Annotated in this window: 12 protein-coding genes; 9 read left to right on the top strand and 3 right to left on the bottom strand. The window is 67.6% G+C overall.

All coding sequences use genetic code 11. From position 1 onward, the window contains the following. Positions 1-52 precede the first annotated feature (52 nt). On the top strand, positions 53-1,243 hold the full coding sequence (locus tag ACIRA7_RS02010; RefSeq protein WP_396219121.1) for a mannose-1-phosphate guanylyltransferase: 1,191 nt from the start codon (positions 53-55) through the stop codon (positions 1,241-1,243). A 46-nt stretch (positions 1,244-1,289) separates the two neighbouring features. Here ACIRA7_RS02010 and ACIRA7_RS02015 read toward each other — a convergent pair whose 3' ends face one another. Further along, positions 1,290-2,096 (bottom strand): enoyl-CoA hydratase/isomerase family protein, encoded by an 807-nt coding sequence (locus ACIRA7_RS02015; protein ID WP_396219122.1) that lies wholly within the window; start codon positions 2,094-2,096, stop codon positions 1,290-1,292. Positions 2,097-2,266: 170 nt separating this feature from the next. On the opposite strand from ACIRA7_RS02015, the gene ACIRA7_RS02020 reads away from it, so the two are divergent. After that, positions 2,267-2,758, top strand: a complete 492-nt coding sequence (locus tag ACIRA7_RS02020) for a hypothetical protein (RefSeq protein ID WP_396219123.1) — start codon at positions 2,267-2,269, stop codon at positions 2,756-2,758. On the opposite strand, the gene ACIRA7_RS02025 is transcribed toward ACIRA7_RS02020, so the two are convergent. Next, positions 2,703-3,290 carry a 2'-5' RNA ligase family protein gene (locus ACIRA7_RS02025; protein WP_396219124.1) on the bottom strand — a complete coding sequence of 196 codons (588 nt, stop codon included), beginning with the start codon at positions 3,288-3,290 and terminating at the stop codon, positions 2,703-2,705. The genes ACIRA7_RS02020 and ACIRA7_RS02025 overlap by 56 nt on opposite strands. Before the next feature lie 66 nt (positions 3,291-3,356). On the opposite strand from ACIRA7_RS02025, the gene ACIRA7_RS02030 reads away from it, so the two are divergent. From ACIRA7_RS02030 to ACIRA7_RS02060, 7 genes are read left to right on the top strand one after another with little or no spacing between them, the layout of a single operon-like run. Beyond that, positions 3,357-3,623 carry a hypothetical protein gene (locus ACIRA7_RS02030; protein ID WP_396219125.1) on the top strand — a complete coding sequence of 89 codons (267 nt, stop codon included), beginning with the start codon at positions 3,357-3,359 and terminating at the stop codon, positions 3,621-3,623. A gap of 28 nt (positions 3,624-3,651) precedes the next feature. Then, a complete protein-coding gene (locus tag ACIRA7_RS02035) occupies positions 3,652-4,464 on the top strand; it encodes an SDR family oxidoreductase (RefSeq protein ID WP_396219126.1) in 813 nt (270 codons plus the stop codon). Between the two features lie 51 nt (positions 4,465-4,515). Continuing rightward, a complete protein-coding gene (locus tag ACIRA7_RS02040; RefSeq protein ID WP_396219127.1) occupies positions 4,516-5,556 on the top strand; it encodes an L-threonylcarbamoyladenylate synthase in 1,041 nt (346 codons plus the stop codon). 40 nt (positions 5,557-5,596) lie between these two features. After that, positions 5,597-6,529 carry an enoyl-[acyl-carrier-protein] reductase gene (locus ACIRA7_RS02045; RefSeq protein WP_396219128.1) on the top strand — a complete coding sequence of 311 codons (933 nt, stop codon included), beginning with the start codon at positions 5,597-5,599 and terminating at the stop codon, positions 6,527-6,529. Positions 6,530-6,532: 3 nt separating this feature from the next. Next, positions 6,533-8,446, top strand: coding sequence for an ATP-binding protein (locus ACIRA7_RS02050; protein WP_396219129.1), 1,914 nt, complete (start codon positions 6,533-6,535; stop codon positions 8,444-8,446). A 12-nt stretch (positions 8,447-8,458) separates the two neighbouring features. Continuing rightward, positions 8,459-8,911, top strand: coding sequence for a hypothetical protein (locus ACIRA7_RS02055; RefSeq protein WP_396219130.1), 453 nt, complete (start codon positions 8,459-8,461; stop codon positions 8,909-8,911). A gap of 11 nt (positions 8,912-8,922) precedes the next feature. Continuing rightward, entirely contained in the window at positions 8,923-10,167 is a 1,245-nt protein-coding gene (locus ACIRA7_RS02060) for a nitrate/nitrite transporter (RefSeq protein ID WP_396219131.1), read from the top strand. 62 nt (positions 10,168-10,229) lie between these two features. Here the strand turns inward: ACIRA7_RS02060 and ACIRA7_RS02065 are convergent, their stop codons facing one another. Then, positions 10,230-13,415, bottom strand: a complete 3,186-nt coding sequence (locus ACIRA7_RS02065; RefSeq protein WP_396219132.1) for a WD40/YVTN/BNR-like repeat-containing protein — start codon at positions 13,413-13,415, stop codon at positions 10,230-10,232. Positions 13,416-13,803: the final 388 nt, after the last annotated feature.

Consider the following 13,803-nt stretch of genomic DNA (forward strand, 5'->3'; position numbering starts at 1 on the left):
CGGTCGTTGGCATTCGCGGTCCGACGTTCGTGTTCCCCAGTCTGCTGCCACGATGCCTGAGCCTCGCGCTGTCGCTCCTCATGTCGCGCCACCCGTGCTCGTCGAACCGTCGGCCATCGTGGATACGATGGACGCGTTCGAACTCGAGCCCCTCCTCGAGACACGTACCGCACTCTGGGCCGTCGTCTTCGCCGGTGGCATCGGCACCCGCTTCTGGCCGCTCAGCACACCCCAGCGCCCCAAGCAGCTGCTGGCTCTCGTCAACGAGCGGCCACTCATCGCCGACACCATTGCGCGTCTGGCCCCACTGGTGCCGGCGGAGCGCGTCCTCGTGGTCACCAGTGCCGACATCGCTGACGCACTGCACGAAGCGATCCCCGAAGTGCCGCGCAGCAACATGCTCATCGAGCCACGCCCGCTCGGCACGGCGGCGGCCCTCGCGTGGGGCGCGCAGGAAGTCGCCAGACGCGCCGGTCCCGACACCGTGTTCTGCGCCCTGCACGCCGACCTCTCCGTCGGATTTCCCGACGTGTTTCGCGAGGCACTGCGCCGCGCCGCCTCGATCGCGTTGGCAGAACCCGTGCTCGTGGCCCTCGGCGCGACGCCCACGCGCTGCGAAACCGGCTTCGGCTATCTGCAGCCCGGCGCGCCCTTCGATCCGCTGGTCTCCCGGGCCGAGGGGGGTGCCTGCCGCGTGGAGCACTTCGTGGAGAAGCCCACCGCCGCACTCGCCGACACGCTCATCGACAACGGAGCCCTCTGGAACACCGGCATCTTCGTCTGGCGTGCCCGCGTCGTGCTCGATGAACTCGAGGCCCACACCGGTGAACTACAGCACGGGCTCCCCAAGCTCGCGGCCGGCGAGATGACGCGCTTCGCCGAGCTGGTCACGTCGGTGTCGATCGATCGCGGTTTGCTCGAGCGCAGCGGCAACCTCGTCGTGCTCCCCACGGCGTGTGCATGGGACGATGTCGGCACCTGGGCCTCGTTGCGCCGCGTGCGGGATCTCGACGACACCGGCAATGGCGTCATGGGCCACGTGCACTGCGTTGACGCCTCCGGCAACGTGATTCACGCCGATGGCGGCTGCGTCGTCGCGTTCGGCATTTCCGGGATGCTGGTGGTATCGCTCGACGGCCTCACCTTCGTCACCACCCTCGAGCGCGCCACCGAACTCGGGCCCCTCCTCAACGCCCTGCCCGGCAGCCTGCGCTACAACCCCGGCCGTAGCCACACGTCCTGACGCGCGGTCGCGTATTGCGGTCGCGTATTGCGGTCGCGTGGCGCGGTCAGCGCCCCTCGAACGTCGGGGCGCGCTTGTCCGTGAACGCGGCCATCGCCTCACGCACATCGGCACTCGCGAAGCAGCTCTTGATGTGCGTGAGCTCCTCCCGCAGTTGCGCGTCGAGCGTGGCGTCGTGACTCGCCAGCAGCAGCCGCTTGGACAGCGCCAGCGCTATCGGGGGACCAGCCGCCAGCTGCGCCGCGTAGCGCTGCACACCATCGGCGAACACGTCGTCCGCCAGCACGGACGTCGCGAGCCCGATGCGCTCCGCTTCGTCGGCACGCACATCGCGACCGGTGAGGATGAGATCTGCCGCCCGCGCGTGGCCGATCAGGCGCGGCAGGAACCACGTGACGCCGGCGTCGGGCGACAAGCCGCGACGCACATAGCCCGCCGTGACGACCGCGCTCGCGCTTACTAAGCGGAGATCGCAGGCCAACGCCAGCCCGAAGCCGGCGCCGGCTGCGGCGCCGTTCACCGCCGCGATCACCGGCTTCTCGCACGACGTGATCGACTGCACCCAGCGCCCCACCCAGTAGTACGGGTCGAGGCGCGTCGCGCGATCGGCGGCGTCGAGCTCTGCCCGCGCGCCAAGATCGAGCCCCGCGCAGAACCCCCGTCCCGCGCCGGTGATCACTACGACACGGACCGCATCCTCGCGCGCCGCCTGCGCCAGCGCGATCGGCAGTTCCTCGGCGAGGCGCGGATTCACCGCGTTGAGACGTTCAGGACGGTTCAACGTGATCGTCCGCACGCCAGCGGCCGACGTGTCGATCAGGAGATGCGCGAAAGAATCGAGGTGGGCAGTCATGGTGGAAGTGTACCGCCGAGGTCGAACGAACGGGACGACTTGTGTCGATTCACGTATCGTCCTTCGCGCACCCACTACCACGCGTATGGGTGCGTTCGCTAGATCACACCGTACGTCGTGGCGAACCGCTTGCCAGACGTGCGGACCCGCTGGCCACTCTTGCCCCCACCATGTCTCCCTCCCGCGCTGCTGCGTCCTCGATGATGCTCGACGATCCGACCGCGGATCAGCAAGGGCCCCTCTACTGCTGCGACGCCCTGGCGCGCACCGCGTCGGAAACCTGCCGGCAGCACGAGCGACTCGCCCGCCTCAACACGCTGTCGGTCGCGAAGTCCGAGCTTGGAGCAGCCCAGGCGATGGTGGACACCATCGATCTGGCGCTCGCCGAATGCGTGCGCGACTTCGAGAAGACCTGCGCGAAGGCCACGATCAGCGACGACGCCGCCGTCCGGCAAGCCGCCAACGGCATGTGGCTCGCCGCTCGTGAGTACCTCCGCCGCCACAGCATCGCTGAGAAGGCCTCGCGTCAGCTCACCCAGCACGATGTCGAGAAGCTCGGCGACCTGCAGCTCGAGTACGAGCTCGAAGCCTCAGCGCTTCTGGGCCTCAAACACGCGATGTCGACGTACCAGAAGCTGCGCCCCGATACCCGCTGCCCGTAGGCTCGCCGGTCAGCGCGATCTCGAACAACAACTTGGACGGCTGCGGGTCGCGCGTGAGATAGACCTGCAGCCGCTCGATGATCGCCGGCGCCGTCACGCGCGTGGCCAGCAGTTCGCGTTCACGCGCCGGTGTGAGCATCGGATAGAAGCTCAGCGTGCAATGCGGCGTGAACCGGAACCGCGCGTGCTTGAACGGCAGTCCACTCCGCGCGATCCGCTCGTGCAGGGCCCGGAGAGGGCCGTTATGGTCCAACGGCAACGACACGATGTCCGTCTGCATGAACCGGTGCGGTAACCCCAGCGCGAGCTCCATGGGTGCCGTGCTGGCGGCAATCGGTTCGAGCGCCTCCCGGATGCGGGCCACGGGCGTATCCGTGGGCATCGACCCCACACCTGAAGAACCGACCAGCGTCACGTGTGGAGGAGTGAGCCGGGCCAGCTTCGGGTCGAAACGCTGCTGAATTTCTCGCACCATGGCTCCCGCTTCGCCGGGAAGCTCTGCCAGGACGAAAATGCCGAAGGACGCCGCCATACCGGAAATCTAGTCGGTGGACGCGCCGACCTCACGGTGGCGCCGCGGACACGCTATGTTCGCCGCATGGGAGCGGCGATGATGGTCATTCGGCAGTACGCCGACGAGATGCAAGCGCTGGTCGCGCGCACGGTGCTCGAAGCGCATCACATTCCCGCCGTGGTGCTGCGCGACGACGCCGGCGGCATGCTGCCCGCCATGCGCCTGCTGTATCCCGTCCGCCTCGCCGTCCGGGTCGGTGATGCCACGCACGCGCTGCGCATCCTCGACGCCCCCTTCGAGGGCGACACCGACATCGGCGACCTCCTCGACGACGCCGCCGGCCATCCATGAGCGGGCCTCCCTCCAGAAACGGACATCCATGAGCAGGCGCTTTGCCGGGCAGGTGGTACTGATCACGGGCGCCTCGAGCGGCATCGGGGCCGAGTTGGCACGACAGTTCGCCACCGACGGCGCGCGCGTGGCGCTAGCGGCCCGTGATGCCACACGACTGGAGGCCGTCGCCGCCGAGTGCCGGGCCTTGGGGGCCGATGCGCTGGTGGTACCGGGCGATGTCGGTGTCGAGTCGTCGTGCGCGTCGATCGTGGACCGCACCGTGACCCACTACGGCCGCCTCGACATCCTCGTGAACAACGCCGGCATCGGCTCCAGCGGGATGTTCGAGGAGATCACCGACCTCACGATCTTCGACACCCTCATGCGGGTGAACTACCTCGGGAGCGTGTGGTGCACGGCCCATGCGCTGCCGCATCTCAAGCGCACCAAGGGCCGCCTCGTCGGCATTTCAAGCCTCACCGGACTCACCGGCGTGCCCAAGCGCACCGCCTACGCCGCCACCAAGCACGCCATGGCGGGGTTCTTCGATTCGCTCCGCATCGAGCTCGATGGAAGTGGGGTGACCGTCACGATGGTCTATCCCGGGTTCGTGTTCTCCGAGATCAATCAGCGGGCGCTATCCCCCGATGGGACTCCGTTCGGCGATCGCGGCTATCAGCGCCGCAAAGGCGAGACGATGGAAACCGACGAGTGCGGCCGCCTCATCCTCGCCGCCGTGGCCAACCGCGATCGGGATCTCGTGATGACATGGCGTGGCAAGATCGGTCGGCTACTCAAGCTGATCTCCCCCGCGCTGGTGGACCGGATTGCCAAGGGCGTCATCGCGTCGCGGCAATAGCCGCACCGTGGGTGCGCCGGAGACGGAGCACGCCCTCCGCTAGATTCCAGCATGGCTGGCGCTCCCATTCTCTCACTCGACCCGGATAACCCCGATCCCGGGGTCGTCGAGCATGCGGCCGCCCTGCTGCGTCGCGGCGCACTGGTCGCGTTTCCCACGGAAACCGTGTACGGGCTGGGCGCCAATGCGCTCGACCCCGACGCGGTCGCTGCCATTTACGCAGCGAAGGGGCGTCCCGCCTGGAATCCCGTGATCGCGCATGTGCCCGACGTAGGCGCCGCCCGGGCGCTCACGCGGCACTGGCCGGCCGCCGCCGACCGACTGGCTGCCGCCTTCTGGCCCGGTCCGCTCACACTCGTGCTCCCCAAGGCCCCGCACGTGCCCGACGGCGCCACGGCCGGGCTCGATGCCGTCGCCGTACGGATCCCGTCCCATCCGGTGGCGTTGGCCCTGCTCCGTGCCGCCGGCGTGCCCATCGCGGCACCCAGTGCCAATCGATTCACCCAGGTCAGTCCGACTACCGCGCAACACGTCCACGCATCACTCGGCAATCGCGTCGCGCTCATTCTCGACGGCGGACCATGCGCGGTCGGCATCGAAAGCACGGTGGTCGACCTCACCGGCCCCGACGCCGTCATTCTCCGGCCTGGCATGATCTCCGCCGCCGATCTCGAGCTCGCCCTGCATGGCTCGGGCACGGTGGTCCGCACGGCGACCGCCACGGTGTCGCACGACGCCCCGGCGGCCGCCGCCAGAGCGCAGCGATCACCGGGGATGGCCGATCGCCACTACGCTCCCCGCGCCGACGTCTGGCTCTTCGATGCCGCGCAGCAACCGGAGATCGATGCCGCACTCGCCGCACGGGGCACGGGTGCGGGACCAGTGACGGCACTCCTCCGAACCACCACGCTGTCGCTGACGGACGGCGCGCGCGTGCGTATGCCGGATGACCCCGCCGCCTACGCACGCGCGCTCTACGCCGCCCTGCATACCGCTGACGCCGCCGGCGCGTCGCTCATCGTGATCGAGCGCCCACCGGCCGACGACCGCTGGGCCGGCCTCCGCGATCGCCTCACCCGGGCGGCCCGGTAGTCGCTCGTCGCAAGACGCGCCGCGCTGCTATCTTGACCAGATGCTACCCATCGATCTTTCCGGCAAGCGCGCCCTCGTGGCGGGCGTCGCCGACGACGGCGGCTTCGGGTTCGCCGTCGCAAAGTCCTTCGCGGAGGCCGGTGCCTCCGTGTGTGTCGCCACGTGGCCGCCGGCGCTCAACATCTTCCTCAACCTGCTCGAACGCGGGAAGATGGATGAATCCCGTCGGCTGAGCGACGGATCGTTGCTCACCTTCGAGCGCATCTATCCCCTCGACGCCGTCTACGACACGCTCGCTGACGCGCCGGCCGACGTGCGCGAGTCGAAGCGCTACAAAGATGTCGGCGACTTCTCCATCGGCGGACTCGCGCAGCGCCTGGCCGCCGATTTCGGCGAGCAGTCGCTCGACATCGTCTTTCACTCCCTGGCCAACGGCCCCGAAGTGAAGAAGCCGCTGCTCGAGGTGAGCCGCGCCGGCTACCTCGCCGCGTCCAGCGCGAGCGCGTACTCGTTGGTGTCCATGGTACAGCGCCTCGCGCCGCTCATGCGCCCGGGCGGCTCGGTGTGCTCACTCACCTACATGGCCAGCGAACGCGCCATTCCCGGCTACGGCGGCGGCATGTCGTCGGCCAAGGCCGCGCTCGAAAGCGACACGCGCGTCCTCTCGTTCGAAGCGGGTCGCAAGTACGGCCTGCGCGTGAACACGATCAGCGCCGGGCCGTATGCATCGCGCGCCGCGAGTGCGATCGGCATCATCGACCAGATGGTGAAGTACTGCGCCGCCAACGCGCCGCTGACCGAAGAACTCACCGCCACCGAAGTGGGCCACACCGCCGCCTTCCTCGCCAGCTCGCTGGCCAGCGGGATCACGGGCTCCACGGTGTACGTCGATAAGGGCTACCACGCGATGGGCATGGCGGTGACCATGCCGGCCGCCACGGAACCACCCGGTACAGAGACGCCCGGCTCCTAGGCCGTGCCCGACCAATCACTCCCCGAGCAGGTCGACGTCCCACCGCTCCCACGGGGAACGGGCCTCCGAGCACGGCTCCTCGTGGGGGCGCTGCTCATCGCAGCGCCACCGTTACTGGTGAGTGTGCTGGCGCCGATACCCGGTGCCGGCGCACGTGGCCTCGTGCTTTTCGCCGGAGCCTTGCTCGTATCAGGCGGCATGGCCGTCGTGTTCGCCACCGGAATCGCCCAACCGCTGCAGGAGCTGATCAACGACGCCCATGCGTTGGCGGTCGGAGTGGCCGGCCATCGGTCGCAGATCCGGTCCAGCGATGAAATCGGGTCGCTCGCAACGGCCCTCAACCAGATGGCCGAAACCGTCGAGCGCCGCAATGCCGCGCTGGCCGACAGCGAGCGCCGGTATCGTTTTCTCTTCGATTCCAACCCACTCCCCATGTGGGCGTGGGACGCGGACACGATGCTCATCCTCGCCGTCAACGAGGCGGCCATCGACCAATATGGATACGACCGCGACACCTTTCTGTCGCTCCGTATTCTCGACCTGATTGACCCCACCGAGCATTCGCGATTCCGTGGTGCCCGGCTGCCCTTCTCCGAGTCGAGGCAAACGGCCGGCACGTGGCTGCACCGCACCACTGACGGTCGCCAGCTCGAAATGGAAGTCATCACCACCTCGTCGCGACGACTCGGGCGCGCCAGCTGGCTGTCCGTCGGCATCGACGTCACCGCGCGGCGCGAAGCCGAACGCGCGCTGGCGCGCAGTGAAGCGCAACTGCGGCAATCGCAAAAAATGGAAGCCATCGGCACCTTCGCCGGCGGTATCTCGCACGATTTCGGCAACCTGCTCACCGGCATGCTGGGCTACTGCGATCTCGCGCTTGGCATGATGGCCGTCGACGATCCCGCGCGCCGCGACGTGAACGAGATCCGCGCGCTCGCCGTGCGCGGCACCGATCTCTCCCGGCAGATTCTCGCCGTCAGTCGCAAGCAGATCGCGCAGCCTACGGTGCTCGACCCGAACACGGTCATACAGGGAGTCGATCGGCTGCTCGCGCGCATCATGGGTGAGAACATCGATGTCCTGACCACGCTGGGCACCGACCTCGGCTCCATTCGGATTGACGCGGCGCAGCTGGAGCAGGTCATGCTCAGCCTCGCCAGCAATGCGCGCGACGCGATGCCCTCCGGTGGAACGCTTCACGTGGCGACCCTGCGCGTGGATGACACGGATGTCGAAAGCTTCGGCCTCGACGCGCAACGCGAGTGGATCGTGATTCGCGTGTCCGACACCGGCGTCGGCATGACCGAGGACATCCTGCCGCACATCTTCGAGCCGTTCTTCACCACCAAGGAGCGGGGCAAGGGCACCGGGCTTGGCCTGCCGCTTGCCTACGGCATGATCGATCAAGCCGGCGGCGAGATTCGCGTGAACAGCACCCCGGGACAGGGCACGACCTTTCATCTACTGCTGCCACGCCTCGACGAACGTCCCGACAGTTTTGCGATCGAGGACGAAGACCCCGAGCTGCTGGCCGGACAGGAAACCGTGCTGCTCACCGAGGACGAAGACAGCGTCCGCATGGTGGCCACCGCCGCCCTCGAGCGTCGTGGCTATCGCGTACTGGCCGCCGCCGACGGCGAATCCGCCATCGCGATCTCGCGCGCGTATCCCGGCCGCATCGACCTGCTCGTCACCGACGTCGTGATGCCCGGCATGAACGGCCGTCAACTGGCCGAGCAACTCGAACGGGCGCGACCGGGAATCCATGTCCTCTTCGTGTCCGGCTATACCGATGACGCCGTGTTGCTGAAAGGGGTGTCCCTCGACGAACGCACCTTCCTGCAGAAGCCGTTCACCTCGCTCGCCCTCGCCCGGCGCGTCCGTGCGGTGCTCGATCAGTCGCCGCGCGCGAGCTGAGCACCCGCGATCATGTACTGGATCCTCGTCATCATGGCCGCCATTGCCGCGAGTCTCATCGCACTCGTCGTCGGTGGACTCGTAACCCCGGCCGAGTATCGCGTAGTGCGTCGCGTACGACTGCGGCACCGCGCCGACGAACTCCACGCACTGCTCACCGATCTCGCGGCCTACGAACAGTGGGCGCCATCGCCAACCACTCTCGAACGACGGCCGGAGAGTGACGCCGAGACGATCGTACTGCAGGTGATCAACGACGACACGGGGGCGCAGCTACAGTGGGCGTGGCGCATCGATGTCGACGGCGCGCAGCGCGTCATCACGCTCACCGAGTCTGGTCGGGTCGGGAACCCCGTGCTGCGTTTCTTCACCGCGTTTCGCGGGCATGGTGGCAATGCCGAGCGGACGCTGCGCGCACTGGCTGAGCATCTCGGTGAGTTCGACGTGTCGGTCGAACGCGACTGATCGGCGGCACGGTGACCGCCCGAAGCGAGCGTCCGCCCGATCCCGCCGCGGCGGCCGATACGCATCCGGATCGCTGGCGCATGCTTGGGCTGCTCACCGTCGCCGAGCTGTTGGGGATGACGCTGTGGTTCGCCGCCAGCGCGGTATCAGCGCAGTACGCCGCGCAGTGGACGCTGAGCAGCAGCGATACCGCGTGGCTGACCACCATTGTGCAACTGGGCTTCGTGACCGGCACCGCGATTTCGGCGGTGTTGAACGTGGCGGATATCGTCCCGGCGCGCCTGCTGTTTGCCGGCTGCGCGCTGATCGGCGCGGCGGCCAACACGATGCTGCTTACCGCCGACGCGCTGCCGGGTGCACTACTGTGGCGATTCGTCACGGGGCTCGCCTTGGCCGGCGTGTATCCACCGGCCATGAAGATGATCGCCACCTGGTTCCGTGTACGACGCGGACTTGCGGTGGGCACCATCGTGGGCGCGCTGACCGTGGGCAAAGCGATGCCCTATCTCGTGCATGCGATCCCCGGCGCCGGCATCACCCCGGTGGTGTTGAGCGCGTCCGTTGGCGCATGCATCGCCGCGCTGCTGGTGTGGTTCGGCTATCGCGACGGCCCGTATCCGTTTCCGGCGCGGCCCTTCTCGTGGCATCTCGTGCGCGATGTGGTGCGCACACCGGCGTGGCGGTTGTCCACCGGTGGGTATCTGGGCCACATGTTCGAGCTGTACGCGGCGTGGACGTGGCTGCCCGTGTTCATCGCCGCCAGCATCGCCGCGCATGATCCCGCGGCGGGCGCGCGAGGCGCATCGATCGCATCGGCGATCGCCTTCGCCGCCCTCGCCATTGGCGGCGCCGGGTGCGTATGGGGCGGACTCATGGCCGACCGCCGCGGGCGCGCGTGGCTCGTCACGCGCGCCATGGCCATCAGCGGGGCGTGCGCCGTGCTCATCGGCTTCGCCTTCGGTCGCTCCCTCTGGCTGCTGGTGCCGATCGCGCTCGTGTGGGGCTTCTTCGTGATCGCCGACAGCGCGCAGTTCTCGGTGCTGGTCACCGAGAGCGTGCCCCCGCACGCCGTGGGGACCGCCCTCACCCTGCAAACGTCGCTCGGCTTTCTCCTCACGGCCGTGGTGATTCAGCTCGTGCCGCCACTCGCCGAGCGCGTGGGGTGGTCGTGGGCGTTTGCGGTGCTGGCGCTCGGGCCCGTGTTCGGTATCGCGAGCATCGCGCGATTGGTACGCAGGACGGCGGGCCGCCGCTAGGAACCCGAGGTTCCCGCAACGACCCGCCGTGTCTGCACTGCACGAGCGACCACGACGGTCGACTACATCCCCGTCGTCTCTTCCTCGGCGCCGATCCGCCGCGGCGTCTGCACGTCACCGGCCTTCACTTCGATCGCCGGCAGGCCGTGCTTCTTGAGGATCTCATCGATCGGCGGCAGCAGCTCCTTGTACGCTTTGCGGAGCTCCACGAGATACACCTCGAGCTCCTTGGAGAGCGTGTCGTACACCACGACCGACTGCTTCGTGGGACGTGCCTCGGTGCTGCCCACCACACCCGCCAACGCCGCGATCTGGTTGTTCACCTTGATCGGGTAGTTGAGCGGATCCTGGCCGCTCTGGTTCTTCACCTGATAGATCTGCGCTTCCATCTCGCTGATCTTTGCGTCGAGCGCCTTCACCAGCTTCGCATACTGCGCCGAGTCGGCACCCACTTCCTTCGAGCGCGACACGGCTTGACTCCGCACGTAGCGCACCGTGCGTACGGCATCGTTCGCATCGGTGGTCCGGTCGCGGATCTGCATCAGCATCTTGTACTGCGCCACCAGATCGGCCGCCGTCGCATCGCTGCGCGGGTCCTTCTTCACCAGCAGCTTCGTCTCGGACACCGGCGCACCATCCACCAGCAGTCGCACCGCGTAGTTGCCCGGAAGCACCAGTGGACCCGTGAGCACACCGGCCCACATGATCATGCCGTTGAACGTGGTCGCATCGCTCTCACGCAGATTCCACGAGAAGGTGTTCATCCCCACCTTGTTCGTGGGCGCCGCATCGGCCGCCACACTACGACGTCCACCCGCCGGTGCACCGGCAGCACCGGCGCCAGCCGTGTCGCTCGAGAAGGTGCGCACCGTGCGCCCCGTGGAATCCTTGAACTCGATCGTGACCTTGTTGGCCGGCGACTTGAGCCAGTAGTACACGATCGCGCCGTTGGGCGGATTCGCACCCACCGGTGAGCCGTTCCCGCCGCCCGGGTTGAAGCCGCCGCCCCAGTTGATGCGGTACGCCGCGCGCGGCGTGAACAGATGCGCCCGTTCCGCCATCGAGGCGGCGCTCAGCTGACGCAGCACGTTGATGTCGTCGATCACCCAGAACGAGCGGGCGTGCGTCGCGGCGATCAGATCGCCGTCCTTGATGGCCAGATCGTGCACCGGCACGATCGGCAGGTTGCGACGCATCGAGAACCACGTCGCGCCGTCGTCGAGCGAGCCGTAGATGCCACGCTCGGTGCCGGCGAACAACAACCCCGGACGGACGTCGTCTTCCCGGATCACGCGCGTGAACTCGGTGGCCGGAATGCCGTTGGCCTTGCCGCTGTTGTCGATGCGCGACCACGTCTTGCCGAAGTCGGTCGTCTTGAACAGATACGGCTCGTTGTCGTCCATCTGGAAGCGATTTGCCGCCACATAGGCCGTGCCGGCGTTGAAGTGCGACGCATCGATGATCGAGATGCGCGACCACTCACGCTCCTTGAGCAGCGCCGGCGTCACGTTGGTCCACGACGTGCCACCGTTGCGGGTGACATGCACCGTGCCGTCGTCGGTACCGGCCCAGATCACCCCCTTCATCACCGGCGACTCCGCGATCGCGAACACCGTGCCGTACGTCTCCACGCCGGTTTGGTCTTTCGTGATCGGGCCGCCCGACGGTCCCAGCGTACGCGGATCGTTGCGCGACAGATCGGGGCTGATGGCGGTGTAGCTGTCGCCTTCGTTGGTGGTCTTGAAGAGCACGTTCGAGCCCACATACACCGTCTTCGCGTCATGCGGGCTGACCGCGATCGGGAAGGTCCACTGCATGCGGTACTTCGAATCGATGGCCGAGTGTCCCATCGGATTGAGCGGCCACGGATTCACGTCGCGCGCGAGCCCGGTGCGCATGTCCTTGCGCGTGAGGAAGCCGCCGTAGCTGCCGGCGAACACGATGTCCGGATTGTTCGGCAGTGCAGCAATGAAGCCCGACTCACCACCGCCGGCATCCTGCCACATGTCCATCGTGATGCCACCCGCCGCCCGCGACGGACCGCATAACGTGCTGTTGTCCTGCTGCGCACCGCAGATCTTGTACGGGAAGTGATTGGTGGTGGTCACATGATAGAACTGCGCCGTGGCGAAGTCCTGTGCCGTCCACGTCTTCGCCGCGTCGGTGCTCACGTTCGCGCCGCCGTCGTTCGCTTCGATCATGCGATCGCCGTTGTCGCCCGCGATCCAGAGATTGTGCGAGTCGCCGTGCGGCGTGTTGATGTTGCTCCACGTCTTGCCACCATCGCGCGACACCTGGAACTGCACGTTGCTGGCGTACACGAGATCGGGGTTCTTCGGATCGGCGTAGATCTTCGAGTAGTACCACGCGCGCTGACGCAGCTTGCGTTCGTCGTTCACCCGCGCCCAGGTGGCGCCGCCGTCGTCGCTGCGGAACACCCCGCCTTCATCGGCTTCGATGAGCGCGTAAATGCGCTGCGTGTTGGCGCCGCTCACCGTGATGCCGATGTTGCCCCACAAGCCGGCGGGGAGCCCCTTGTTCTTGGTGATCTCGGTCCACGTGTCGCCGCCGTCGGTGCTCTTGAACATCCCCGAGCCCTTGCCCCCCGACACCAGCATCCACGGCTTGCGATGCATCTGCCAGAAGCCGGCGTACAGCACGTTCGGATTGCCAGGATCCATCGCCAGGTCCGCCGCGCCGGTGGAGTCGTCGCGGAACAGCACCTTCGCCCAGCTCTTGCCGCCGTCCTTGGTGCGGAACACGCCGCGCTCGGCGTTCGGCCCCCACGCATGCCCCTGCGCCGCCACGTAGGCAACTTCAGGGTTGGTGGGATGCACCAGCACGCGCGAAATCTGCCGCGTATCATTCAGGCCGACGTTCATCCACGTCTTGCCACCGTCGGTCGTCTTCCAGACGCCATCGCCGTGCGACACGTTGCCGCGGATCGTGAACTCACCGCCGCCCACGTACACCACGTCGGGATTGCTCGGCGCCACGCCGATGCTGCCGATCGTGCCGCCGAAGTACTTGTCCGTTATCGGCGCCCAATTGTCGCCGCCATCCACCGATTTGAAGACGCCGCCACCGACGGTCCCCATCCAATACTCCTTGGGACGGGCCACGCTGCCGGCCACCGCCGCCGACCGACCGCCACGGAACGGACCAATCTCACGCCACCTGATGGCCGACAGCGCGCCGGTATCGAACGGGGCAGCCAGTGGCGCGATCGCCGCAGGACGTGCGGCCACGCGGGCAACCGGACGCGCCGGCTGCGCACCGGCGGAGACACTGGGTATCAGAACGGCGGCCGCGAAGGCCAACCGGGGGCTAAATCGTTTCACGACGTGCTCTCCAGATACAGGGGACGAGGCATAACCAGCATGCGACTATTGCTCCGCGTTCCCTCGCTGGCAAGACGGGGTCGTCCGATGATGGGATCGAATTTCTCGGGGCTGTGGGCCGTTGGGCTGTTGGGCTCTCGGCCATGAGCCGTGGGCCATCGGCCATGGGTTTCCTCTCAGGCCTCAGTACTCAGTGAGACCCACGGCCCACGGCCCACGGCCCACGGCCGAGAGCCGAGAGCCCAACAGCCCCAAGCCCCCAGCCCCCAGCCAGTGAAACCCACCCCCTCATCCT

The sequence above is a fragment of the Gemmatimonas sp. genome (assembly GCF_044376735.1).
Taxonomy (GTDB): domain Bacteria; phylum Gemmatimonadota; class Gemmatimonadetes; order Gemmatimonadales; family Gemmatimonadaceae; genus Gemmatimonas.